22 protein-coding genes are annotated in these 22341 nt (G+C 66.7%); 15 read left to right on the plus strand and 7 right to left on the minus strand.

What is annotated here, in order from left to right:
* The first annotated feature begins 38 nt into the window (after nucleotides 1-38).
* Nucleotides 39-3344: a carbamoyl-phosphate synthase large subunit gene (gene carB / locus CJZ82_RS00180; RefSeq protein WP_094553794.1), complete on the plus strand. Its 3306-nt coding sequence runs from the start codon at nucleotides 39-41 to the stop codon at nucleotides 3342-3344.
* 26 nt (nucleotides 3345-3370) lie between these two features.
* The gene (locus CJZ82_RS00185; protein ID WP_233129928.1) at nucleotides 3371-4105 is read left to right on the plus strand and encodes a DUF3386 domain-containing protein; all 735 of its coding nucleotides are present in this window, start codon (nucleotides 3371-3373) and stop codon (nucleotides 4103-4105) included.
* A 27-nt stretch (nucleotides 4106-4132) separates the two neighbouring features.
* On the opposite strand, the gene CJZ82_RS00190 is transcribed toward CJZ82_RS00185, so the two are convergent.
* Genes CJZ82_RS00190 through CJZ82_RS00200 form a run of 3 tightly spaced genes read right to left on the minus strand, consistent with a single transcriptional unit; the run spans nucleotide 4133 to nucleotide 6546 of the window.
* Entirely contained in the window at nucleotides 4133-4363 is a 231-nt protein-coding gene (locus CJZ82_RS00190; protein WP_094554089.1) for a DUF6447 family protein, read from the minus strand.
* 29 nt (nucleotides 4364-4392) lie between these two features.
* Nucleotides 4393-4761: a hypothetical protein gene (locus tag CJZ82_RS00195; protein ID WP_233129929.1), complete on the minus strand. Its 369-nt coding sequence runs from the start codon at nucleotides 4759-4761 to the stop codon at nucleotides 4393-4395.
* Nucleotides 4762-4806: 45 nt separating this feature from the next.
* On the minus strand, nucleotides 4807-6546 hold the full coding sequence (locus CJZ82_RS00200; protein ID WP_094553795.1) for an ABC transporter ATP-binding protein: 1740 nt from the start codon (nucleotides 6544-6546) through the stop codon (nucleotides 4807-4809).
* A gap of 38 nt (nucleotides 6547-6584) precedes the next feature.
* Here CJZ82_RS00200 and CJZ82_RS00205 point away from each other — a divergent pair, with 38 nt between their 5' ends.
* A complete protein-coding gene (locus CJZ82_RS00205; RefSeq protein ID WP_094553796.1) occupies nucleotides 6585-6770 on the plus strand; it encodes an RNA-binding S4 domain-containing protein in 186 nt (61 codons plus the stop codon).
* Nucleotides 6771-6802: 32 nt separating this feature from the next.
* Nucleotides 6803-7543, plus strand: coding sequence for a triose-phosphate isomerase (gene tpiA, locus CJZ82_RS00210; protein WP_094553797.1), 741 nt, complete (start codon nucleotides 6803-6805; stop codon nucleotides 7541-7543).
* Between the two features lie 28 nt (nucleotides 7544-7571).
* Here tpiA and CJZ82_RS00215 read toward each other — a convergent pair whose 3' ends face one another.
* The gene (locus CJZ82_RS00215) at nucleotides 7572-9095 is read right to left on the minus strand and encodes an FAD-linked oxidase C-terminal domain-containing protein (RefSeq protein ID WP_233129930.1); all 1524 of its coding nucleotides are present in this window, start codon (nucleotides 9093-9095) and stop codon (nucleotides 7572-7574) included.
* A gap of 286 nt (nucleotides 9096-9381) precedes the next feature.
* Here CJZ82_RS00215 and hemL point away from each other — a divergent pair, with 286 nt between their 5' ends.
* The 6 genes from hemL to CJZ82_RS00245 are packed head-to-tail and all read left to right on the plus strand — an operon-like array spanning nucleotide 9382 to nucleotide 15255.
* A complete protein-coding gene (gene hemL / locus CJZ82_RS00220; RefSeq protein ID WP_198949606.1) occupies nucleotides 9382-10668 on the plus strand; it encodes a glutamate-1-semialdehyde 2,1-aminomutase in 1287 nt (428 codons plus the stop codon).
* Nucleotides 10668-11885, plus strand: a complete 1218-nt coding sequence (locus tag CJZ82_RS00225) for an ABC transporter substrate-binding protein (protein WP_094553799.1) — start codon at nucleotides 10668-10670, stop codon at nucleotides 11883-11885. Before hemL ends, CJZ82_RS00225 begins: the two co-directional genes overlap by 1 nt.
* Nucleotides 11886-11892: 7 nt before the next feature.
* Complete coding sequence (locus CJZ82_RS00230) at nucleotides 11893-12825, plus strand: branched-chain amino acid ABC transporter permease (RefSeq protein ID WP_094553800.1); 933 nt, start codon at nucleotides 11893-11895, stop codon at nucleotides 12823-12825.
* Complete coding sequence (locus tag CJZ82_RS00235; protein WP_233129931.1) at nucleotides 12822-13703, plus strand: branched-chain amino acid ABC transporter permease; 882 nt, start codon at nucleotides 12822-12824, stop codon at nucleotides 13701-13703. Before CJZ82_RS00230 ends, CJZ82_RS00235 begins: the two co-directional genes overlap by 4 nt.
* A complete protein-coding gene (locus tag CJZ82_RS00240) occupies nucleotides 13703-14500 on the plus strand; it encodes an ABC transporter ATP-binding protein (protein WP_094553801.1) in 798 nt (265 codons plus the stop codon). The genes CJZ82_RS00235 and CJZ82_RS00240 overlap by 1 nt, the downstream gene beginning before the upstream one ends.
* 5 nt (nucleotides 14501-14505) lie before the next feature.
* Nucleotides 14506-15255, plus strand: coding sequence for an ABC transporter ATP-binding protein (locus tag CJZ82_RS00245; protein ID WP_094554093.1), 750 nt, complete (start codon nucleotides 14506-14508; stop codon nucleotides 15253-15255).
* A gap of 21 nt (nucleotides 15256-15276) precedes the next feature.
* On the opposite strand, the gene CJZ82_RS00250 is transcribed toward CJZ82_RS00245, so the two are convergent.
* Together CJZ82_RS00250 and CJZ82_RS00255 are read right to left on the minus strand one after the other, a co-directional pair.
* Complete coding sequence (locus CJZ82_RS00250) at nucleotides 15277-15717, minus strand: Rrf2 family transcriptional regulator (RefSeq protein ID WP_094553802.1); 441 nt, start codon at nucleotides 15715-15717, stop codon at nucleotides 15277-15279.
* 24 nt (nucleotides 15718-15741) lie between these two features.
* Nucleotides 15742-17307 carry a UbiD family decarboxylase gene (locus tag CJZ82_RS00255; protein ID WP_094553803.1) on the minus strand — a complete coding sequence of 522 codons (1566 nt, stop codon included), beginning with the start codon at nucleotides 17305-17307 and terminating at the stop codon, nucleotides 15742-15744.
* 53 nt (nucleotides 17308-17360) lie between these two features.
* Between CJZ82_RS00255 and CJZ82_RS00260 the strand changes: the two genes are divergently transcribed.
* From CJZ82_RS00260 to sds, 5 genes are all read left to right on the plus strand, one after another.
* A complete protein-coding gene (locus CJZ82_RS00260; protein WP_094553804.1) occupies nucleotides 17361-18116 on the plus strand; it encodes a 2-phosphosulfolactate phosphatase family protein in 756 nt (251 codons plus the stop codon).
* Nucleotides 18117-18198: 82 nt separating this feature from the next.
* Complete coding sequence (locus tag CJZ82_RS00265; protein WP_094553805.1) at nucleotides 18199-19017, plus strand: carbon-nitrogen hydrolase family protein; 819 nt, start codon at nucleotides 18199-18201, stop codon at nucleotides 19015-19017.
* Nucleotides 19018-19052: 35 nt separating this feature from the next.
* Entirely contained in the window at nucleotides 19053-20126 is a 1074-nt protein-coding gene (locus CJZ82_RS00270; RefSeq protein ID WP_094553806.1) for an N-acetylmuramoyl-L-alanine amidase, read from the plus strand.
* Entirely contained in the window at nucleotides 20126-20956 is an 831-nt protein-coding gene (gene murI / locus CJZ82_RS00275) for a glutamate racemase (RefSeq protein WP_094553807.1), read from the plus strand. Before CJZ82_RS00270 ends, murI begins: the two co-directional genes overlap by 1 nt.
* 23 nt (nucleotides 20957-20979) lie before the next feature.
* A complete protein-coding gene (gene sds, locus CJZ82_RS00280; protein ID WP_094553808.1) occupies nucleotides 20980-21951 on the plus strand; it encodes a solanesyl diphosphate synthase in 972 nt (323 codons plus the stop codon).
* Here sds and CJZ82_RS00285 read toward each other — a convergent pair.
* A complete protein-coding gene (locus CJZ82_RS00285; protein ID WP_233129932.1) occupies nucleotides 21945-22301 on the minus strand; it encodes a DoxX family protein in 357 nt (118 codons plus the stop codon). The two genes, sds and CJZ82_RS00285, sit on opposite strands and share 7 nt — an antisense overlap.
* Nucleotides 22302-22341 lie beyond the last annotated feature (40 nt).

Genomic DNA, 22341 nt, shown 5'->3' on the forward strand with positions numbered 1-22341 from the left:
TGAGAGGCTGGCGTCGTTTGGCAGTTCAAGCGCCGCCCATGCCCCGCCGGTCGGATCTGCGTCGCATCCTTCTGCTGGGCTCGGGACCGATCGTGATCGGCCAGGCCTGCGAATTCGACTACTCGGGCACCCAGGCCTGCAAGGCACTGCGTGATGAGGGTTACGAAGTGGTGTTGGTGAACTCCAACCCCGCCTCGATCATGACCGACCCGGAGATGGCGGATCGGACGTACATCGAGCCGCTCACCCCCGCCGTGGTGCGGCAGGTGATCGAGCTGGAGCGTCCCGATGCCCTGCTGCCCACCATGGGCGGCCAGACAGCTCTCAACCTGGCCGTCTCCCTGGCGGAGGACGGCACCCTCGAGCGGTTCGGAGTGGAGCTGATCGGGGCCAACCTCGAAGCGATCCAGAAGGCCGAGGACAGGCGCCTGTTCAAGGAAGCCATGGAGCGGATCGGGGTGGCGGTGTGCCCCTCCGGCATCGCCTCCTCCCTGGAGGAAGCCGAGCGCGTGGGTGAAGAGATCGGCACCTATCCACTCATCATCCGGCCGGCTTTCACCCTGGGCGGCTCCGGCGGCGGCATCGCCTACAACCCTGAGGAGTTCCAGGCCTTCTGCAAGAGCGGACTGGTGGCCAGCCCGGTGTCCCAGATCCTGATCGAGCGCTCGCTGATCGGCTGGAAGGAATTCGAGCTGGAGGTGATGCGCGATCTGGCCGACAACGTGGTGATCATCTGCAGCATCGAGAACCTCGACCCGATGGGGGTGCACACGGGCGATTCGATCACCGTGGCGCCGGCCCAGACCCTCACTGACCGCGAATACCAGCGACTGCGCGACCAGTCGATCGCGATCATCCGTGAAATCGGCGTGGAGACCGGCGGCAGCAACATCCAGTTCGCCATCAACCCCGCCAATGGCGATGTGGTGGTGATCGAGATGAATCCGCGGGTGAGCCGCTCCTCAGCCCTGGCCAGCAAGGCCACGGGCTTCCCGATCGCGAAGATCGCCGCCCGCCTGGCGGTGGGCTACACCCTCGACGAGATCATCAACGACATCACCGGCGCCACACCGGCCTGCTTTGAGCCCACGATCGATTACGTGGTCACCAAGATCCCCCGCTTCGCCTTCGAGAAGTTCCGCGGCAGCCCGGCGGTGCTCACCACCTCGATGAAATCGGTGGGTGAGGCGATGGCGATCGGCCGCTGCTTCGAGGAATCGTTCCAGAAGGCGGTGCGTTCGCTGGAAACCGGCCATGCCGGCTGGGGCTGCGATCGCCCCGATCAGTCGCTGGAATCCAGCGACCTGGAGCGGATGCTGCGCACCCCTTCCCCGGATCGCATCTTCGCGGTGCGCGCCGCGATGGTGGCGGGCCGCAGCGACACCGAGATCCATCAGCTCAGCGCCATCGATCCCTGGTTCATCGCCAAGCTGCGGCGCCTGATCGAGGCCGAAGACCGCCTGCTGCGCGGACGGTCTCTCGATGCGCTCTCCGCTGCGGATCTGCTGGAGCTGAAGCAGCTGGGCTTCTCCGACCGCCAGATCGCCTGGGCCAGCGGCAGCGATGAGCTGAGTGTGCGCCGCACCCGCCAGGGGCTCGGTGTGAACGCCCTGTTCAAGACGGTAGACACCTGCGCGGCGGAATTCGCCTCCACCACCCCGTATCACTACTCCACCTACGAGCGCCCCATCGAGCACCTCGACGACGCCGGCATTCCAATCCGCCTTGCACCCCAGGATGAGGTGCAACCGGAGTCACGCCGCAAGGTGATGATCCTGGGCGGCGGTCCCAACCGCATTGGCCAGGGCATCGAATTCGACTACTGCTGCTGCCACGCCTCCTTCGCACTGCGGGCCGATGGCTTCGCCACCGTGATGGTGAACAGCAACCCGGAGACGGTCTCGACCGACTACGACACCAGCGACCGTCTCTACTTCGAGCCACTCACCCTTGAGGATGTGCTCAACGTGATCGAAGCGGAGAAACCCGAGGGAGTGATCGTTCAGTTCGGTGGCCAGACCCCGCTCAAGCTCGCGCTCCCCCTGCTGCGCTGGCTGGCAGGACCGGAGGGCCAGGCCACCGGCACCCGCCTCTGGGGCACCTCACCGGAGTCGATCGATCAGGCCGAAGACCGGGAGCAGTTCGAAGCGATTCTGCGCCGCCTGAACATCCGCCAACCCAGTAACGGACTGGCCCGCAGCGCGGCCGAGGCCCGCGCCGTGGCCGATCGGGTGGGCTATCCGGTGGTGGTGCGCCCCAGCTATGTGCTCGGGGGACGCGCCATGGAGGTGGTCTTCGATGAAGCCGAACTCAACCGCTACATGGTGGAGGCGGTGCAGGTGGAGCCCGATCACCCTATCCTGATCGACAAGTACCTCGAGAACGCCATCGAGGTGGACGTGGATGCCCTCGCCGATCGGCAGGGGTCCGTGGTGATCGGCGGCCTGATGGAGCACATCGAGCCGGCCGGCATCCACTCGGGCGATTCGGCCTGCGCCCTGCCGGCGGTGTCGCTTTCGGAGCAGGCCCTGGCCACGATCCACCAGTGGACCGAGGCTCTGGCTCTGGCCCTCGATGTGAGTGGCCTGATCAATCTCCAGTTCGCCGTGCAGGCCGAGCGGGTGTTCATCATCGAGGCCAATCCCCGCGCTTCGCGCACGGTGCCGTTCGTGGCCAAGGCCACCGGTGTGCCCCTGGCAAAGATCGCCAGCCTGCTGATGGCCGGCCACAGCCTCAGCGAGCTGGGCCTCAGCAGCGAGCCCAGACCACCCCTGCAGAACGTGAAGGAAGCGGTGTTGCCCTTCAAGCGCTTCCCCGGCTCCGACACCCTGCTCGGACCGGAAATGCGCTCCACCGGTGAAGTGATGGGCAGCGGCGCCAGCTTCGGCATGGCCTACGCCAAGGCCGAGATTGCCGCCGGTGAAGCCCTGCCCCTCGGCGGCACTGTCTTCCTCTCCACCCACGACCGGGACAAACCCTCGCTGGTGCCCGTCGCCCAGCGCCTCTCGGAGTTAGGGCTCGCTCTGATCGCCACCACCGGCACCGCAGCGGTGCTGCGGGATGCGGGCCTGGAGGTGGAGTCGATCCTGAAGGTGCATGAAGGCCGCCCCAACATTGAGGACGCGATCCGCTCCGGCCGCATCCAGCTGATCGTGAACACCCCGATCGGCCGCCAGGCCACCCACGACGACCAGTACCTGCGCCGCGCAGCCCTCGACTACGCCGTGCCCACGGTGACCACCCTGGCCGGTGCCCGCGCGGCGGTGGAGGCGATCGCCACCCTCCAGAGCCAGGAGCTCACCGTGGCCGCGCTCCAGGACATCCACGCCGATCCCGCTCGTTAGGGTTGAGGACCTTCGCCCTCGGATCCTTGACCGGCACCGCCACTCCCATCAGCGCCAGCGTCAACCCAGCCACCAGCGCCTCGATCGCTCCTGGGAGCGACATCCGCGAGCTGTTCCGTGCCGCCTACGAGAACCGCTACACCTGGGCTCCGGGCTTCGGCGGCTACCGGGGCCGCTGCGTCTGGGAGCAGGGTGAGCAGCGGGTGGAGGGTCAATTCCGCGTGGGCGCCGACCTCAAGGCCAGTGTTGAGGGCATCGAGGACGAGGAGATCACCAAGTCGATCGGCTCCCAGCTCTGGGAAGTGTGCATCCACCGGGTGCGCCGCAGCTTCGAGCAGACCCACGGCGCCAACACATTCAGCGCCGGCGATACCGATGCCGTGGGCCTCGAGGTGATCGTGGGCGGCAAGAACGCCGGTGATCGCTACCGCATCAAGGATTCGGTTGTCACGATGGTGCACCGCCAGATCCACGGCACCGTGGTAACGATCTTCACCGGCAGCACCACCGACACCGGTGCTGGCTATCTCAGCCACACCTACAGCAGCCGCTACAGCGATCCGGCCACGGGCGAAGCCCGCGGTGGCACCAGCCGGTTCAGCGACACCTTTGTTCCCCTGGCCGGCGTAGGGCCCTGGGTGCTCGCTGAGCGGGTGATCACCAGCGACGATCCCGAAGCACCGGGGTGCAGCAGCGTGCAGACCTTCCGCTTCGAGGCCCTCGAGCCGCTGCCACAGGCCGCCGCTGAACCCTCCGCCTAGATCACTCGCTCACCCGCTCGCTCAGGTTCAGACCCCGTCCGGAAGGGCGGGGATGCTCTTGAGCCGTTCGTTCAGCTGGAAGGCCATCGACTGGCGGCCCACTGCCAGCACCTTGAGGGTGTCCTCGTAGAGACGAAGCTGGGCATCGGCCACCTGCATGCCCCGCACCAGTTCCTTGACGTCGTCGGGAAGAACGTTGAGTTCGTAGCGCTTGCCCTCGAAGGTGAGCACGGGGGGCTGGTTGGAAGAGGCCGTCAAGGTCACCACTGTGTCGTCGCGGAGGCAGGTTAAGCCGCTCCCGGCGGGCCTTCCAAGGCTGGGGCAGCAACCGAGGTGCCAGCCGGCGGCAGCTTGGCCGGGGTGGGCCGGCGAATCCGTTTGAAGAAGAACATCAGCAGGGGGCCCACCTGGGCCGCCTCCACCATCTCCCAACCCTCCTTGCCGAGCAGGTTCATGAAGAACTGCAGTTGCTCGGCCGGGTGGCGGGGCGTCTGGGAGGCGCCATAGAACTCGGGAAACTCCCGGGCGATGAATTCGGGGCTGAGGATTCCCTGCAACTTCTGGCTGGCGGCCTGGGGGTCGGGGGGTGCGGGTGGGGAGCTGTTCTCCACGTTGATGTGGATCACCCGGTACTCCCACTGGGGCATCTCAGCCATGGTCGCTCGAGCGTGGAACTGGACTTCATCACCGATGGTGGCGGTTCAGGCCGCCACCCGGATCAACTGACGGTCGCACAGCTCGCGGTAGCGGCCGGGACGTGCCATGAGCTGATCATGGCTGCCGCGCTCGATGATGCCGCCTCCTTCGAGCACCAGGATCTGGTCGGCGCCCTGAACTGTGGAGAGGCGGTGAGCGATCACCAGAACGGTGCGACCGGCCATCGCCTGCTTCAGGCCCTGCTGCACCGCCTCCTCCGCTTCGGCGTCGAGGGCGCTGGTGGCCTCATCCAGCAACAGGACAGCGGGATCACCGAGCACTGCCCTGGCGATGGCGATGCGCTGGAGCTGGCCGCCGGAGAAATTGCTGCCCCGCTCCTCGATGCGGGAGTTGTACCCCTGGGGAAGGGCCTCGATGAAGCCCGCTGCGTTGGCCAGCTGGGCCGCCTGCTGCACCTGCTCGTCGCCGGCAGCGCGCCCGAAGCGGATCGCCTCGGCCACGCTGCCGGAGAACACCCGGCTCTGCTGGGGCACCAGGGCCACGGCCCGTCGCAGGTCTGCGGCCCGCAGGCCCGCCAGGTCCTGGCCGTCGAGCAGCACCCGGCCGCGCTGGGCGGTGTTGAAACGCAGCAGCAGCGAAAACAGGGTGCTCTTGCCAGCACCTGAGGGACCCACGAGGGCCACCAGCTGGCCGGGCTCGGCGCACAGATCAAGATCCCGCAGCACCGGCTGTTCGGGGTCGTAGCCAAACCAGACGTTCTCCAGCCTGAGGCCACCGCGCACCGGGCCCAGGGGCTTGGCGCCGGGGCGGTCAGGGATCTCCATCGGCTCGCGCTCGATCTCGCGCAGACGGCTGAGGGATGCCTTTCCCTGCTGAAACTCGTTGTAGTTGGTGGTGAGGTGTGAGATCGGATCGATCAGCATCAGCAGCGCAGCCACGTAGGAGCTGAACCCCTGACTGTCGAGCCCGCCGGCCTGGATACGGGCCGCACCGATAAGCAGCACCGAGAGAATGCCGGCCGCTTCGATGAAGCCCACCACCGGATGTTGCAGGGCCAGCAGGCGCATGGTGCGGTAGCGAGCGCGCCGATGCAGATCGATTTCCTGCTCGAAGCGGTTCTGCAGCCAGGCCTCGGCCGCGAATGCACGCACCAGCGGCAGGCCACCGATGGCCTCCGCCAGCAGGCCCGCCAGCTCGCTCACCTGTTTCTGACTGCGCTCAGCTGCTCCCATCACCCGGGCGCCAAAACCGCTGACCATCAGCGCCACCAGCGGTGCCAGTACCAGCGTGGCCAAGGACAGCTTCCAGTCGAGAAACACCATGTAGCCGAAGACCACCACCAACTGGAGCAGGCTTGGGGTGGTGTCCTGGATCGTTTTGTAGATCACCTCTCCGACCCGGTCGGCGTCTTCGGTGAGGCGGTAGGTGAGATCACCGGCCGAGAGTTTCTCTAACGCCGAGAACTCCAGCCGTTGCAGTCGGGCGAACAACTGGCTGCGCAGTGCTTGACTCACCTGCAGCGCCGGGGAGGCCAGCAGGGTGTCCTGGCCGAACTGGGCCAGCTTCTGCACAAGGAACACCGCCAGGGCCAGGGCGATCGCCCGCAGAACCCGAGGGAAATCGCCCGCGCCGATAGCCGGAATCAGCTGGCCTGCCAGGGCGGCGAGCAAGGGCCAGCAGGCCACGAACACGAGCATGCATAGGCCACCGGCCACCAGCCTGCGGCGGTGGGGCTTCAGCAGCGGCAGCAGCTCTCGAAAGCCGGCCGGTGGGGGTGCGAGCATCGGCGAACCTTATCAGCGCCGATCCGGCCCCCATTCTTTTGCGGCTTGATCAATTCCTCAAGTTTCAGGCCCTGGTGGCAACCGGTGGCGAAGCCAAGCTGCGGGTGCAGGGCGGAGAGGTCAGGGTCAACGGAGCGGTGGAGCGTCGACGCGGCCGTCAGCTGCTCCCTGGAGACACGGTTGAACTCGCGCGCATCAAGCTTGTGGTCCCCGCTGAGATCTAGGTTGTGGGGCACTTCTGGGCGAGGACAATCCTGTGCGCAAGGCCGTGATTGCAGGGAACTGGAAGATGCACATGACCTGCGCCGAGGCGCGGGCCTACGCCACCGCCTTCCTGCCGTTGCTGGCAGACCTGCCCGGTGATCGGGAGGTGTTGCTCGCTCCTCCCTTCACCGCCATTGCAGCTCTGAGTGAAGCCCTTGCGGGTTCTGCTGTGAAGATCGCCTCCCAGAACGTGCACTGGGACGATGTCGGCGCTTACACCGGCAGCATTTCGGCACCGATGCTGCTTGAGCATGGTGTCAGCCACGCGATCGTGGGCCACAGCGAACCGCGCAAGTACTACAGCGAAACCGATGAGCAGATCAATCTGCGGGCTCGCACGGCCCAGAAGTCGGGGATGATTCCGATCCTGTGTGTGGGCGAAAGCGATTCCCAGCGCGAGGCCGGCGAGGCCGAGCGGGTGATCCGCCGCCAGGTCGATCAGGGCCTCGAAGGCCTTGATCCCACTCAGTTGGTGGTTGCCTACGAACCGATCTGGGCGATCGGTACCGGCAAGACCTGCGGCGCCGAAGAGGCCAACCGGCTCTGCGCCCTGATCCGTGACTGGGTCGGCTATCAGGATGTGGTCATTCAGTACGGCGGCTCGGTCAAGGCGGAGAACATCGACCTGCTGATGGCCCAGCCTGATATCGATGGCGTCCTGGTGGGCGGAGCCTCACTGGATCCCACCGGCTTTGCACGCATTGCCTGTTACCAGGTGCCTGTGGCCGCCTGAACCAGATTGGGCAGCCAGGGGTGCGCCCTCAGAACACCTCGATCGGGGCCGCCAGGGGCTGATCGGCCTGCTCAGCTGTGTCCACCTGCACGCGCACGCTGCGGGCACGACGAGCCGATTCGCCGCAGCTGCGGGGCGTGGGGAAGAGCTTGCCGGGGTTGGCTCGACCCTCGGGATCGAAGGCGTTGCGCACCAGTTGCATCGTGCCCAGGTCGTCAGGGGAGAACATCCAATCCATGTAGCAGCGCTTGTCGGCTCCCACTCCGTGTTCGCCGGTGATGCTGCCACCGGCGTCGATGCAGAGTCGCAGGATGTCGGCGCCGAGGGACTGAACCCGTTCCTGCACGTCGTGCTGGTTGGCGTCGTAGAGGATCAGCGGGTGCAGATTGCCGTCGCCGGCATGGAAAACGTTGGCCACTGGCAGGGAGTAACGGCGGCTGAGCTCCTCGATCGCTGCCAGCACTCGGGGCAGGGCGCTGCGGGGAACGACTCCGTCCTGAACGTAATAGGTGGGGGTGATCCGGCCGACGGCCGCAAAGGCTGATTTGCGGCCCTTCCAGAGCAGGGCCCGATCGGTCTCTGATTCAGCCCGGCGCAGGGAACGGGCTCCGGCCTGGCGGCAGAGCTCCATCGCCCTCTCCGCCGCGGCGCTCACCTCCTCGAGTCGGCCATCGAGCTCGATCAGCAGCACCGCTGCGGCGTCACGGGGGTATTCATCGCAACCGAAGAGGTCGTCGACTGCGTTGATCGTGAAGTTGTCCATGATCTCCATCCCCGCCGGCAGCACCCCCGCTTCGGTGACGAGGCGCACGGCCTCACCAGCCGCTTCCATCGATGGGAAATCCGCCAGCAGCACCTGCACCGTCTGGGGCTGGGGCAGCAGCCGCAGGGTGATGGCGGTGGCAATGCCGAGGGTGCCCTCGCTGCCGATGAAGACCCCACGCAGATCCAGGCCCGGCATTTCCGCCAGGCTTCCCCCCAGACGGGTGATGCTGCCATCGGGGAGCACGACCTCCAATTCCAGGACGTGGTTGCTTGTGACGCCGTACTTGAGGCAGTGCACCCCCCCGGCGTTCTCGGCCACGTTGCCGCCGATGCTGCAGACCACCTGGCTTGAGGGGTCGGGGGCGTAGTAGAAGCCATCGCCGGCCACGGCGCGGGTCACCCAGCTGTTGATCACCCCCGGCTGAACGGTGATGCGCTGGTTCTCCAGATCCAGGGCCAGCACCGAGCGCATGCGGCTGGTCACCACCAGCAGCGACTCCTGCTCGGCCACGGCTCCACCGGAGAGACCGGTGCCACTGCCCCGGGCCACAAATGGCACGCCCTCCTCCTGGCAGAGGAGAAGCACCGCGGCCACCTGCTCGGTGGTTTCGGGCAACACCACCAGGGGTGGTTCATGTCGATGCAGGGTCAGACCATCACTGTCGTAAGTGAGCAGCTCCGCGCGACGGGCCACCACAGCCCTGGTGGGCAGCAGCTGGCGCAGGCGCCGCTCGATCCGCCTCCAGGGCAGGGTCAGGGCATGCGGCTCGGCCAAGGGGTCAGCCAACAACAGGGTGCAGCTCCGTGACCATAGCGAGCATGGCGAGTGGTCAATCCCCCAGAGCCCCGGGCTGGCAAGACTCGTCGCGAAGTCATGAGCAAGCGGGATCGGCTGGAGTCTGGAGGGGTGATCCGCCAGTTGGAGCCCAGTTGACACGAACAGCAGGGCGTTGGGCGAGAATGCAACATGGTCTGGAAGTGCGGAAGCAGTCCTCAGCGTCGGCTCAAGCTCTTCACCCCTTTCAACGTTCGCGGATCAAGCCTTGACTTCGGCCCCTGTTTCGGTTCCTGCCCTGAACACCTCCCGTTCCCAGGAACTCTTCAGTGCCGCCCAGACCCTGATGCCCGGTGGGGTCAGTTCGCCAGTGCGGGCATTCCGCTCGGTGGACGGTGACCCGATCGTCTTCGACCGGGTCAAGGGGGCCTACGCCTGGGACGTGGATGGCAACCGCTACATCGATTACATCGGCAGCTGGGGGCCGGCGATCTGCGGCCATGCCCACCCGAAGGTGATCGGCGCCCTGCGCAACGCCCTCGGCAAAGGCACCAGCTTCGGCGCCCCCTGCGCCCTGGAGAACCAGCTGGCCGAGATGGTGATCGATGCCGTGCCTTCCGTGGAGATGGTGCGCTTCGTGAACTCCGGCACCGAGGCCTGCATGTCGGTGCTGCGGCTGATGCGGGCCTTCACCGGGCGCGAAAAGCTGATCAAGTTCGAAGGCTGCTACCACGGCCACGCCGACATGTTCCTGGTCAAGGCGGGCTCGGGCGTGGCCACGCTCGGCCTGCCCGATTCCCCCGGCGTGCCCCGCAGCACCACTGCCAGCACGCTGACTGCTCCTTACAACGATCTGGAAGCGGTCAAGCGGCTGTTCGCCGAAAACCCCGGTGAAATCGCCGGTGTGATCCTGGAGCCGGTGGTGGGCAATGCCGGCTTCCTGCCTCCCGAACCGGGTTTCCTGGAGGGCCTGCGTGAGATCACAGCCGAAAACGGAGCCCTGCTCACCTTCGATGAAGTGATGACCGGCTTCCGGATCAGCTACGGCGGCGCCCAGGCCAAGTTCGGCATCACCCCTGATCTCACCACCCTCGGCAAGGTGATCGGCGGCGGCCTGCCCGTGGGTGCCTACGGCGGCCGCGCCGAGATCATGGCGATGGTGGCGCCGGCCGGTCCGATGTACCAGGCGGGCACCTTGAGCGGCAATCCCCTGGCGATGACCGCCGGCATCCACACCCTGGAGCTGCTGCGCCAGAGCGGCACCTATGAGAAACTCGAGGCCACCACTTCGCGGCTGCTCGCCGGCATCCTGGCCGCCGGCAGGGATGCCGGCCTGCCGATCTGCGGCGGCAGCATCAGTGCCATGTTCGGCTTCTTCCTCTGCGACGGGCCGGTGCGCAACTTCGAGCAAGCCAAAGCAGCCGACACCAAGCGGTTCGGCAAGCTGCACCGGGCCATGCTCGAGCGCGGCGTCTACCTGGCGCCGAGCGCTTTCGAAGCCGGCTTCACCTCGCTGGCCCACACGGACGAAGACATCGATATCACTCTGGAGGCGTTCCGCGACTGCTTCGCCGCCATCGCCTGATGCAGGCTGGACAGCGCTCCCGGATCGCGGTCGCCCTGGGGGCTGCAGCTGCCCTGGCGGCCGGACTGGCGGCGTGCGGCCCCCGCGCCGAGGATCAGCCGCTGCAGCTCAAGGGCGGCGTGCCCGTCGGGGCGGTGCTCTCGCTCACCAGCAATGCCAATGCCTACGGACAGGATCAGCAGATCGGCCTCAAGCTGGCTCAGGCCTGGTTCCAGCAACGCCGGAACGCCAACTCTCAGAAAGCGCTGGAACTGAACCTGCGGCTGGAGGACGGCGGCGGCGATGAGGCCACCGCCAGCCAGGCCTTCAACCTGCTGATCGATGCCGGGGTGGTGGCCCTGATCGGACCCACCCTCTCCCAGCAGGCCTTCGCGGCCGACCCGATCGCCCAGCGCCGCGGTGTGCCGGTGGTGGCGCCCTCCAACACCGCCACCGGCATTCCCCAGATCGGCAGCTTCATCAGCCGGGTGTCAGCCCCCAGCACCGAAATTGCGCCCCTTTCGATCGCCAAGGCCCTGCAGCTGACACCCTCGATCAAGCGGGCGGCGGTGTTCTACGCCCACGACGACGCCTACAGCACCTCCGAGACCGTCATCTTCCAGAAGGCGCTCACCGACAAAGGACTCAAGCCGGTGACGGTGCAGCGCACCCAGCTCAATGACCAGGATTTTCAGAACCAGATCACCTCCGCCCTGCGCGAGTCACCCGATCTGATCGTGATCTCGGCTCAGGCGGTGGATGGGGGCAATCTGATCCGTCAGTTGCGGGAGCTGGGCTACAGGGGCGCGATCGTGGTGGGGAACGGGATGAACACTCCGAACATCTATCCGATCTGCCAGCGCTATTGCGACGGCATCCTGATCGCCCAGGCTTACAGCCCCGAGCTCGACACGCCCGTGAACCGCGAGTTCGTGGCTCTGTATCAAAAGGCCAAAGGTGGAGCGATTCCCCCCCAGCTCACGGCCCAGGCCTTCACGGCCTACCAGGTGGTGGCCGAAGCGTTGCAGCGGCTGAACAAACGTCAGCCGCTGGCCCAGTTGTCCCTGGGGGAGGCGCGCAAGGCGCTGATGGCCGAACTGCTCGGCGGCCAATACGACACTCCCCTGGGCGAGATCAGCTTCACCTCCGATGGTGAGGTGGTGCAGCAACGCTTCCATGTGGCCCAGGTGCAGATGCAGCCAGACGGCCGCAGCGGCCGTTTCCTGCTGCTTCCCTGAGCCTGGCGTGGTTCATCTCCTGCAGATTCTGATCAACGGACTGGCCTCTGGTGCGGTCTATGCCCTGTTCGCACTCGGCTACACCCTGGTGTTTTCGGTGCTAGGTGTCATCAACTTCGCCCATGGAGCGATATTCACGATTGGGGGTTACCTCACTTACCTGCTGATCGGTGGTGCGGTGGGTGCCAATGGTTTGCTGGCCAGTTGGCAACTGCCTGTTTCCCTGCCGTTCTGGCTGGCCCTGGCCCTGGCTGGAGCCGGCTCCGCCCTGGTGGGCCTGGGGGTGGAGGCGGTGGCGTTCCGCCCCCTGCGCCAACGCAACGCCGAGCCGTTGCTTTATCTGATCTCCAGCCTGGGAGCCGGGGTGGTGCTGGTGAACCTGGTGCAGCTGCTGATGGGAGCCGAGAGCTACTCGATCCCCGCCTCCACCCTGGCCGCACTGCCGTCGGCACTGGCCCAGGGCGGCGCCCAGATCCGCACCGTGCAGGTGCTCCTGCTGCTGGTGGCAACCCTGCTGGTGGCGCTGCTCACGCTCTGGCTGGAGGGTAGTCGGGGCGGCAAAGCCCTGCAGGCGGTGGCAGAGGATCCGGTCACCGCCCGTCTGCTCGGAATCGACTCCGGCGCCATGATCCGCTTGGCCTTCGCGCTGAGCGGTTTCCTTGCGGGAGTGGCCGGTGGGCTGGTGGGGCTGAGCGTGAGCATTGCCGGGCCCTACTTCGGCATCGGCTATGGGCTCAAGGGGCTGGGGGTGCTGGTGCTGGGCGGTCTGGGCAGCGTGCCGGGAGCGGTGCTCGGCGGCCTGATCATGGGACTGGCCGAAGCGCTGGTGCCTGCGGAGCTCTCCGGCTACAAGGACGGGGTGGCCTTCGCGATCCTGTTTCTGGTCCTTCTGTTGCGTCCCCAGGGACTGCTCGGCAAACCTGTGGCGAGCAGGGTGTGAGCGACCTTTCGCTGCTGGTGCAGATGGGCTTCGGCGCCCTGCTGGCCCTCTCCGTCTACCTGCCCCTGCGCTGCGGTCAGCTCTCGCTGGCCACTCCGGGTTTCTATGTGATCGGCGGCTATGTGGCTGCCTTGCTCTCCACCCGCTGGCCTGCCCTTTCGGGCGATGGGGCCGGCTACCCCCTTACCTCCCTGGCCCTGGAGCTGGTGGTTGCGGCCCCGGTGGCAGCAGCAGTGGCGCTGGTACTCGGCAGACCCGTGCTGCAGCTGCGCGGCATCTATCTGGCCATCGCCACCATCGCCCTGGTGGAGATCCTGAGAGTGCTGAACCTGAACCTCGCCTGGAGCGGTGGCGCAGTGGGGATATTCGGCATTCCCCAGCCTTTTGCCGGCCCTGGGGGCTATGCCCTGGCCACTTGGGTGCTGCTGGCCCTGGTCTGCTGGTTGTGTGCCCGTCTGGAGGCCATGAGGCTGGGGCGTGCGATGGCCGCCATCCGCGATGACGAGCTGGCCGCCCGTTGCATGGGCATTCCCAGCGCCGACGTGAAGCTGACCGCTTTCGTGATCAGCGCCGTGATTGCCGCGCTCACCGGAGTGCTGGCTGCTCACTTCCTCAACACCTGGAATGCCCGTCAGGGCGGCTTCGACGCCAGCATCACCACCCTGGCCTTCGTGGTCTTCGGCGGCTCCCGGATCTGGCTGGGGCCTGTGCTGGGTGGGCTGGTGATCACGGCCCTGCCCGAATTGCTGCGGCCGGTGGGGGATCTGCGCCTGATCCTCTTCGGCCTGGTGATCCTGTTGGGGCCGATCCTCTTTCCCCAGGGCCTGATCACCCCGGAGCGCCTGGCCAGGCTTCAGCAAACCCTGCGACGCCCCTGATGCAGGTTCCCTCAGCCCAGGCAACAGCTGCAGCCTCCCTGTTGGCCCTGGAGGAGGTGAGCTGCCGCTTCGGTGGCCTGCTCGCTCTCGATCGCGTTTCCCTGCAGGTGCAGCCGGGGGAGATCTTCGGGTTGATCGGCCCCAATGGAGCCGGTAAGACCACTCTGTTCAACCTGATTTCCGGCGTGGGCCGCCCCACGGCGGGGTCGATCCGCTGGAGTGATGGAGCGATCAACGGCCTGCCCCCGGATCGGATCAACCGCCTGGGTATTGGCCGCACTTTTCAGAACCTGCGCCTGTTCCAGCGGTTGAGCTGCCTGGAGAACGTTCTGATCGGCCTGCACCACAGTGCGCGCGCTCCCCTGCTCCCTGCCCTGCTGGGTCGACGATCGTTTCGCCAGAGCCAGGGGGAGTTGCGACAACGGGCATTGGAGCTGCTGGAGCTGGTGGACCTGGCCGACACAGCCCGGCAGCCGGCGGGCAGCCTGCCCTACGGCTCACAACGGCGGCTGGAGATCGCGCGCGCCCTGGCCACCGCCCCGCGCCTGTTGCTGCTGGATGAACCGGCCGCCGGCATGAACCCGATCGAAAAGGAGGAGCTCTCGGCCCTGATCCGGCGCCTGCGCTCACGCTTCGATCTCACCGTGCTCGTGATTGAGCACCATGTGCCGCTGATGATGAGCCTCTGCGACCGCCTGGCGGTGCTGAATTTCGGCCGCCGGATCGCCCTGGGCACGCCTGAGAGCGTGCGCCATGACCCAGCAGTGATCGAGGCCTACCTGGGGGTGAGTTCATGAGCGCCATGAGCGTCACTGCCGCAGGCACGCCGTTGCTGGCCATCCGGGGGCTCTCGGTGCGCTACGGGCCCATCAACGCCCTGAGCGCGGTCGACCTGCACATCCATGAGGGGGAACTGGTGGCGCTGCTGGGCTCCAATGGCGCCGGCAAGAGCACCACCCTGCGAGCGATTTCGCGGCTTGTGAAGCCGGAGGCGGGCAGGATCGAATGGCAGGGCCGCTGCCTGGCCAGGGTCGCCACCGAGGGAACGGTGCGGCTCGGGATAGGTCACTGCCCGGAAGGGCGGCGGGTGCTGGCACGCCAGACCGTGGCTGTGAATCTGGAGCTCGGGGCCTATCTCCGCCGGGATCGGCGCGGAATCGAGCGGGATCTTCAGCGCTGCTACGAGCGCTTCCCCCGCCTGCGCGAACGCCGCTCGCAGCTGGCCGGCAGTCTCTCGGGCGGGGAGCAGCAGATGCTGGCGATCGCCCGCTCGCTGATGGGGCGTCCGCGGCTGCTGCTGCTGGATGAGCCCAGTCTGGGGCTGGCGCCGAAACTGGTGGCCGAGGTGATGGCGATTCTTCGGCAGCTTCATCGCGAAGGGCTCACGATCCTGCTGGTCGAACAGAACGCCCAGGCGGCCCTGGCCATCGCCGACCGGGGGGTGGTGCTCCAGTCCGGCAGTGTCAGCCTCAGCGGCAGCGCCACCGAGCTGCTGGCCCACGAGGATCTCAGGACCACCTATCTGGGAGCTGAGCAGCCCGGTGATGGCTGATCTGATTCATGGGCGGCTGGGTCAGCCCAGCATCAGCCCTCCCTCCTGACGCAGGCACTCCTGGGTACTGCGCAGGTCGTAAAGCAGCTCCTCGAGGCTGAGCCGGGCCAGCTCCCGCTCCAGTGCCAGTTGTAACCGCCGCTCCAGGGCAAGGGCCACCTGCTCCCCCGCCTGCTGTGCGGCCGCAGCGGTGGCCGGCTCCTGCGACGGGTCCGCTTCCACCGCCCGCAGCACCTCCAGCAGAGGAATGGCGGCGGCAGCGCGCTGAAGCCTGTAACCGCCATGGCGACCTCGTCGGGCCTCCACCAGCTCAGCGCGGCGCAGCTGCTGCAGCACCTGCTCCAACATCGGTTCGGGGATCGCCTGGCTGGCAGCCAGATCGGGCCCAGAGCGCCAGCGCTCAGGCTCCAGTGCCAGCTCCAGCAAGGCCTGGATCGCTTGGAGGCCCCGGCGCTTGAGCATCACCGCCTGGGAGAGGGCATTGGCCTAGCCGCCGCGGGCGGAGAGCCGCTCGAGCACGTGCTCGAGGGTGTAGCCGAAGAGCACCGGATCGGGATCGCTGGCATCGATGTCGGACAGGCCCAGCTCGGCCCAGCGCTGATCCACACGGGCCTCCTGCTCCGCTGTGCGCCGCAGCGGTTCGCCCCAGTCGTGGCGTTTCTCCGGGCCGATCTTGGTGGTGGCATCGATTGCCAGACGGCCGCCGAGCCCCAGCCGCTCGCTGGCGAAATCCAGGCTGTCAAAGGGGGTGTCCTCGAGCACGAACAGATCCCGCTGGGGATCCACCTGGGCGCTGATTGCCCAGATCACCTGACGCGGATCACGGATGCTGATCGCCTTGTCGACCACCACCACGAACTTTGTGTAGGTGAACTGGGGCAGAGCGCTCCAGAAGGCCATCGCCGCCCGCTTGGCCTGGCCGGGATAGGCCTTGTCGATCGCGATCACCGCCAGTTTGTAACTGAGGCCTTCCATCGGCAGGAAGAAATCGACGATCTCCGGCACCTGCTGGCGAAGAATCGGCGTGTACATCCGGTTGAGGGCGATCGCCAGCATCGCTTCCTCTTTGGGAGGGCGGCCGCTGAAGGTGGTGAGAAAAACGGGATCACGCCGCTGGGTGACGCAGTGGAAGCGCACCAGGGGGGAATCCTCCAGGCCGCCGTAAAAGCCCATGTGATCGCCGAACGGACCATCCGGCAGTACCTCCCCCGGTGCGATCGTGCCCTCCAGCACCACCTCGCTGTGGCTCGGCACCTCCAGGTTGAGGGTCTTGCACTTCGCCAGTCGCACCCCTTCCCCGGCATAGATGCCGGCGAACAGCCACTCAGAGAGTTGCACCGGAATCGGGGTGGCGGCGGCCATCACCAGCAGTGGGTGCACGCCGATCGCCACCGCCACCTCCAGGGGCTTGCCCAGGGCCGCGGCCTTGCGCAGGTGGCGGGCACCACCGCGCACGCTCAGCCAGTGCACGGTCATGGTGTTGCTCGACTGGCGCTGGAGGCGGTACACGCCCACGTTGGGTACGCCGGTTTCCGGATCCTTGGTGATCACCAGACCGAGGGTGACCACACCGCCGGCGTCGCCGGGCCAGGGGCGCAACAGCGGCAGGGCATCGAGATTCACCTGATCCCCCTTGAACACCTGCTGGTGGCAGGGGGGAAGCAGATCCAGGTCGGGGCGTGCCTTGACCACATCCCAGAGCACCCCGCCGAAACGAACCGCCTCGCGCAGGCCCTTGGGGGGGCGGGGCTGCTGCAGCAGGGCCAGCCGCTCTCCGAGATCTTCGAGTTGCTCAGCTCGCTCCAGACCCATGCTCCAGACCACGCGCTCCACCGTGCCCAGCAGGTTGACCGCCACCGGCATCGGGCTTCCGATCACGTTTTCGAACAACAGGCCTGGTCCGCCACGGGCCAGCACCCGGTCGGCGATGGCGGCCAGCTCCAGATCGGGATCGACCGGCGCGGTGATCCGCCGCAACTGACCGCGCTGTTCCAGCAGCGCCAGAAAACCCCGCAGGTCTCGGGTGGTGCTTCGCGGCAACACTGCCGGCATCAGTTCAGTTCCGTTGCTGCTTACTGTGACGCACCCTCACCACTCGCCGCGCCGTGCTGATCCATACCTTCCACACCTCAGAGTGCGTGCCGGCTGTGGGATCTGCCGAAGGCGGCAGCCCCGATGCTGCAGTGGTAATCGATGTGCTGCGGGCGACCACCACGATGGCCTGGGCCCTGGAGAACGGCGCCGAGGCGATCCAGGCCTTCGCCAATCTCGAAGACCTCAAGACCAGTGCCGCCGCCTGGCCCGCTGAGCTCCGTCTCACAGCCGGTGAGCGCGGTGGTGCCCGGGTGGAGGGCTTCGACATGGGCAACTCGCCCCTTGGGGTGACCCCCGAGCTGGTCGCGGGCAAGCGCATCTTCATGAGCACCACCAACGGCACCCGCTCCCTCGACCGGGTGAGGGATCTGCCCCTGCTCCTCACCGCCTGCCTGCCGAACCGCACAGCTGTGGCCCAACGGCTGATCGAGCGGGGTGTTGAGAACGTCTGGATCGTGGGCAGCGGCTGGGAGGGTGCCTATTCGCTGGAGGACAGCCTGGCGGCGGGCGCCGTGGGCGCCGCTTTGATCGACCTGGCCCCTGCCGCGGGGATCAGCGTGGCAGCCGGCAACGATGAGATGGTGGCGGCCCTGGCCCTCTGGCAGCAGTGGCGACACAACCCCGAGGGCTGCCTGCGCACCGCCAGCCACGGCCAGCGCCTGATCCGGCTGGGCAATCATGACGCCGACTTCCAGTGCTGTGCCGCGCTCGACACCCTCACGATCGTGCCGATGCAGGCGGAACCAGGCGTGCTCAAGGCCAGCTGAAGCCAGCCCAAGAGTGGGCGTCCCGGTCCGTAGCCCTGACGGACCTCCCCCTAAAGTTCGGCCGATCTGACACTTCCTTCTGGTGACGAGCTTTCTGGCTGCCGCTGTGCAACTCACCAGCACGCCTGATCCGGACGCCAACTTTGCCGCCGCCGAAGAGCAGATCGACCTGGCCACCCGTCGTGGCGCCGAGCTCGTAGGCCTGCCCGAGAACTTCGCCTTCATGGGCGATGACGAGCGGCGGCTGGAGCTGGCCCCCAGCCTGGCGGACCGGTGCAGCCGTTTTCTAGTCACGATGGCGCGGCGCTACCAGGTGACCCTGCTGGGTGGTGGCTTCCCCGTTCCCGCGGGCGAGCGAGCCACCTACAACCGGGCGGAACTGGTGGGCCGGGACGGCCAGCTGTTGGCCCGCTACGACAAAATCCACCTCTTCGATGTGGATCTGCCCGATGGCAACACCTACCGGGAATCGGAAACCGTCCGCTCGGGCACTGCCCTGCCGCCCGTTGTCGATGCCCCGGGCCTGTGCAGGATCGGACTTTCGATCTGCTACGACGTGCGCTTCCCCGAGCTCTACCGCCATCTGGCCGGCGCCGGAGCTGAGCTGATCATGATTCCGGCGGCCTTCACCGCCTTCACCGGCAAGGATCACTGGCAAGTGCTGCTTCAGGCCCGCGCGATCGAGAACACGGCTTACGTACTGGCACCGGCCCAGACCGGTCTGCACTACGGGCGACGCCAGAGCCACGGCCATGCCCTGGTCATCGATCCCTGGGGAACGGTGCTCGCCGATGCGGGCGTCGGAGTGGGGCTTGCCGTGGCCCCGATCGACCCTGACCATGGCCAGCGGGTCCGCGCCCAGATGCCGAGCCTCAACCACCGTCGTCCTTCGCTGTTCTGAACCTGAGGAAGCCACGCCCACTCCGTTTCGTCTCAATGCGCGGTGTTCTCCTCGGCGGAGTTCTTCAGGCCGCCCTGCTCCTGGCAGCATTGCCGGCCAGGGCTGCCAGTGCCTTGGCAGCTTGGCGCATCAACAGCGATGGGGTGCTGGAGCTGCGCACCTCCCCGTCGATCTCCCTGCAGGCTTTCTTTGAGGCGGGACGGGGCAACATCGGGCCCAGGGTCTGGGTGGATCTGCCGGGAGTACCCATCCGCACACGCAGCATCCGCGGCAACGGCGTCCTGCGGGAGGTGCGCATCGGCAAGCCCGATCCCGAGACCACCAGGCTGGTGATTGAGTTCCAGCCCGGCACCCAGCTCGATCCCAGACGTCTGAGGTTGGTGGGCACGTCCCGGGACCGCTGGAAGCTCGAATTCGAGGGTCTACCCAATGGCAGCCTGCGCACGTTTGGTGAAGGGGATGTGAACGCCGCTTCCGTGCCCTGGCGCTCCAATCCGGGCTTCACCCCCGGTTACAGCCGGGTCCCAGTCTCCTCAGCCGGACTTCCCGATGTGCCCCGCGGCCGCTATCGGGTGGTGATCGATCCAGGCCATGGGGGCCCGGATCCTGGAGCGGTCGGTATCGGCGGGCTGCGTGAAACCGATGTGGTGCTCGACATCAGTCTCCAGGTGGCGCGGCTTCTCCAGGCCAAGGGGGTTCAGGTGGTGCTCACCCGCACCTCGGAAATAGACGTGGACCTGCCACCGCGGGTGTCATTGGCCAACAGCAGCCGCGCCGATGCCTTCCTGAGCATCCACGCCAACGCTTTGAGCATGGCCAGGCCCGATGTCAACGGCATTGAAACCTTCTATTTCCAGAGCTCTCTGTCGAGGGCTCTGGCGGCGGCCATCCAGTCGGAAGTACTCGCGGTGTCTCCGGGCAGCCCGGATCGGGGTGTACGCACGGGGCGATTCTTCGTGATCCGCCGCACCGTGATGCCCGCAGCCCTGGTGGAGACGGGATTCGTCACCGGTGACATCGACTCGCCCCGCCTGGCGACCGCCTCGCACAGGCAACGTCTGGCTCAGGCGATCACAAGAGGTATTCTCGGTTTTCTGGCAGGGGGCTGATGGATCAGCGGATCGGCCTGCTGGACAGCGGACTTGGCGGGTTGACGGTCTTGCGGCGGCTGCTTGAGCATCACCCCGACCTTCCCTTCGTCTATCTCGGCGACACCGCCCGGGTTCCCTACGGCCAGCGCTCCCCCAATGAAATCCGCCACATCGCCGCGGAGGTGGTGAGCTGGCTGCGGCGGCAACAGGTGGATGTGGTGCTGATGGCCTGCAACACCACCAATGCCCTGGCCTTCGACGTCGCCGAAGCTGAGGCCGGATGCGATCTGCCGGTGCTCGGACTGATCGACTGCCTCGCCAGCCAGCTGAACTGCAGGCGGGTGGGGGTGCTCGCGACCCCGGCCACCGCCTCCAGCGGTGCCTACGGACGGTCCCTGCGTAAGGCTGATCCCTCCTGCCATGTGGTCGAAATCGGCTGTCCCGCCTTCGTGCCTCTGATCGAGGACGGAAATTTCGCCGATCCACGCCTGCGCGCTGCGGCAATCGCCTACCTCAAGCCGCTGCTGGAGGAGAGGGTGGAAGCGATCGTGTTGGGCTGCACCCATTACCCCCTGCTGGAGGAACTGCTGCGTGAGCTTCTTCCTCCCGAGGTTGTGCTCGTTGACCCGGCCCAGGCGGCGGTGGTTCAGCTGGGCCAGCTGCTGGGCAAGACACCCCTGCTTCAGTCCCGTGCATGCGGCTTGCACCCCCGTGAAGTGCCGGTGGAGCGGGGGCGGTTCTGCGTCACGGGCGATGCCGAGGCCTTTGCCCTGGCTGCGGCCCCCTGGCTGGGCTGGCATCCCAAGGTGGAGCGGGTCTGCCTCCGGTCATCGGTGGGAGCCTTCTAGGATCAGCTCACCTGGCGGGAGACATGGCCACCGTTGCAGAGCTGCTCCAGCCGGTCGAGAACGACCTGGAAACCCTGCTGAGCGATCTGCGCAGTCTGATCGGAGCGGGGCACCCCATTCTTCAGGCCGCTGCCGAGCACCTGTTCAGCGCTGGAGGCAAGCGAATTCGCCCCGGCATCGTGCTGCTCCTCTCGCGCGCCCTCTCTGCCGATGGCGAACTCTCCAGCCGCCACAGGCGCCTGGCGGAGATCACCGAGATGATCCACACCGCTTCGCTGGTTCATGACGATGTGGTGGATGAGGCCTCCACCCGGCGCGGGGTGGACACGGTGCACAGCCGCTTCAATAACCGACTGGCGGTACTGGCGGGTGATTTCCTCTTTGCCCAGGCCAGCTGGCATCTGGCCAATCTCGACGACCTCGCGGTGGTCAAGCTGCTCTCCCGCGTGATCATGGACCTGGCCGATGGCGAGGTGCGGCAGGGCCTCTACCGCTATGACACGGGCCAGAGCTTCGAGACCTACCTCGACAAGAGCTACTGCAAGACTGCATCCCTGATAGCCAACAGTGCCAAGGCCTCCGGCGTGCTGAGCGGGCTCGGCAACGACCGCCTCGAAGACCTCTACCGCTTCGGACGTCAGCTCGGCCTCGCTTTCCAGGTGGTCGATGACATCCTCGATTTCACAGGCAGCGATCAGCAGCTGGGCAAGCCTGCCGCCAGTGACCTGGCCACCGGTTATCTCACGGCCCCGGTTCTTTATGCCCTCGAAGAACGACCGGCCCTGGCGGGGCTGATCGAGCGTGAACTCTGTGAGCCCGATGATCTTGCCCAGGCCCTGGCCCTGGTACGGGGCTGCGAGGCGATCCCACGCTCAAGGGCCCTGGCCGAAGGGTTTGCACGGGAAGCTGGTGATGCCCTGCAGTGGCTCAGCCCTTCCGACTCGCGCACGGCCCTGCTCTGCCTGCCCGAGTTTGTGATCAGCCGTCTCTACTGACGACGAAGTCTCGGCCGCCGCTCACTGGGCTGATTGGCCACAAGCAGCAAACCAGCCACGATCGCCAGGTTCTTCAGCAGCTGGATGCGCTCGGATTTGTCGCCCAGGTCGCTGTGGAAGATCAGGCTGGTGGGCACGAGGAAAATCAGCAGCAGCACGGCGCCCAGGCGCTGACGCCAGCCAAGGATCAGCAGAGCTGATCCCACGGCCAACAGGGCCATGGCCAGCACCAGCAGCACTGGGGCCAGGGGTAGCCCCTTGGCGGAAATTTTCTCGGCCACCGCCGTGAAATTCGTCAGCTTGCCCAAGAGGGCGTTAACGAACACAAGGGCGAGGAGTACACGGGCCAATCCCCCTATCCAGGGCGTGGACTGGGAGCGTTGTCCAGAA

Source organism: Synechococcus sp. 1G10 (assembly GCF_002252625.1).
In the GTDB taxonomy this organism is placed as follows: domain Bacteria; phylum Cyanobacteriota; class Cyanobacteriia; order PCC-6307; family Cyanobiaceae; genus Regnicoccus_A.